Genomic DNA, 1844 nt, shown 5'->3' with positions numbered 1-1844 from the left:
AATCTATTTTAAGAGTTTCTAAGAACAATTTATCCACAATTTTGCCTGTTGATAACTTTAAGTTTTTGCTATTTTAAAAAATGGGGAAACTCCTTATAACTGATAAATTTTATCTGTCACTGAGATTGATTAAACTAAAGTAAATTAATCAAGTTAAAGGGCTAAAGAAGTATACTTGTATACAGACAAAACTTGGTCAAATCAATTGATTTTAGATTAAATATATATTAAGATTAATTTGTGATAGTTTAATAATATAAAAAAATTTTGAGGAGTGAGAAGTTTGAGCAATTACACGGAAAAAGTTTTAACAATGGTTAAGGAAAGAAATCCTGGTGAAGTGGAATTTCATCAGGCAGTTGAAGAAGTATTAGAATCTTTAAACCCTGTTTTTGAAAAACACCCTGAATATGAAGAAAATGGTGTTTTAGAAAGAATTGTTGAACCGGAAAGACAGATTATTTTTCGGGTTCCCTGGGTTGATGATCAGGGCAATACCCAGGTAAATCGTGGATTTAGAATCGAATTTAATTCTGCACTTGGTCCCTATAAAGGTGGTCTAAGATTTCATCCTTCAGTGTATACAGGTATAGTGAAATTTCTTGGCTTCGAACAAATTTTTAAAAACGCTTTGACTGGCCGCCCTATTGGGGGAGGTAAAGGTGGAAGTGATTTTAATCCTAAGGGTAAATCAGATCAGGAAGTTATGCGTTTCTGCCAGAGCTTTATGACAGAACTTGCCCGACATATTGGTGATAAAACTGATGTTCCGGCTGGTGATATTGGTGTCGGCGGTAGAGAAATTGGTTATCTCTTCGGCCAGTATAAAAGAATTAAAAATAGATATGAGGCTGGTGTTTTAACCGGTAAAGGACTTGATTGGGGTGGAAGTCTGGTCCGAACTGAAGCTACAGGTTATGGTCTGGTCTACATATTAGAAGAAATGCTTAAAGATAATAAAATTTCATTAAATGATAAAAAGGTAGTTATTTCAGGTTCCGGTAATGTTGCAATATATGCCAACGAAAAAGTAACTCAGCTCGGAGCTAAAGTTGTAGCCATGAGTGACTCATCCGGTTATTTATATGATGAAAATGGTATTGATCTTGATCTAGTTAAAGAGATCAAGGAAGTCAATCGCGGCAGAATCAAAGAATACCTGGAAGAATATCCAGAAGCTGAATACTATGATAACTGCAGTGATATCTGGTCAGTTGACTGTGATATTGCTCTTCCCTGTGCCACCCAAAATGAAATGGATCAAGTAGGAGCACAAAAATTAATCGATAATGGTGTAATTGCCATTGGCGAAGGGGCCAATATGCCTTTAACTCCAGAAGCAATTAAATTGGTAAAAGAAAATAATATTTTCTATATTCCCGGTAAAGCTGCCAATGCTGGTGGTGTTGCAACTTCAGCTATCGAAATGACTCAAAATGCAATGTTTGATGAATGGACATTTGATAAAGTTGACCAGGAACTGCAAAAAATTATGGTTAATATCTATAAAGATGCCAGTGAAGTAGCTAAGGAATATGGTTTGGAAGGAGACCTGGTTGCTGGAGCAAATATTGCTGGTTTTCTAAAAGTTGCTAATGCGATGTTAGATCAGGGAATTGTTTAATTTAGTTTTTAAAATCTTAAACTAATAAAGAAATATTAAATATTAAATCCCGCCCGGTAAACTTAAAACCGGAGCGGGATTTTAATATTATTAATGTTATATTATTAAGCTGATAATTATTTATCTAAGCGAATTTCATAATACGCTTAATTTAGTTTAATTCAAAAAAATATTGTCTGCGAATCATAAAAATAAGCCTTTTAATTTGAATTTGAAGATT

Annotated in this window: 1 protein-coding gene; it reads left to right on the top strand. The window is 33.8% G+C overall.

From position 1 onward, the window contains the following. Positions 1–283: 283 nt before the first annotated feature. Positions 284–1624, top strand: coding sequence for an NADP-specific glutamate dehydrogenase (gdhA, locus tag DFR80_RS15050; RefSeq protein ID WP_076543377.1), 1341 nt, complete (start codon positions 284–286; stop codon positions 1622–1624). Positions 1625–1844 lie beyond the last annotated feature (220 nt).

This window comes from Halanaerobium sp. ST460_2HS_T2, assembly GCF_003337665.1.
GTDB lineage: Bacteria > Bacillota > Halanaerobiia > Halanaerobiales > Halanaerobiaceae > Halanaerobium > Halanaerobium kushneri.
The sequence above is the reverse complement of the archived record's forward strand: the minus strand, read 5'-3'. Positions and strand labels throughout refer to the sequence as shown.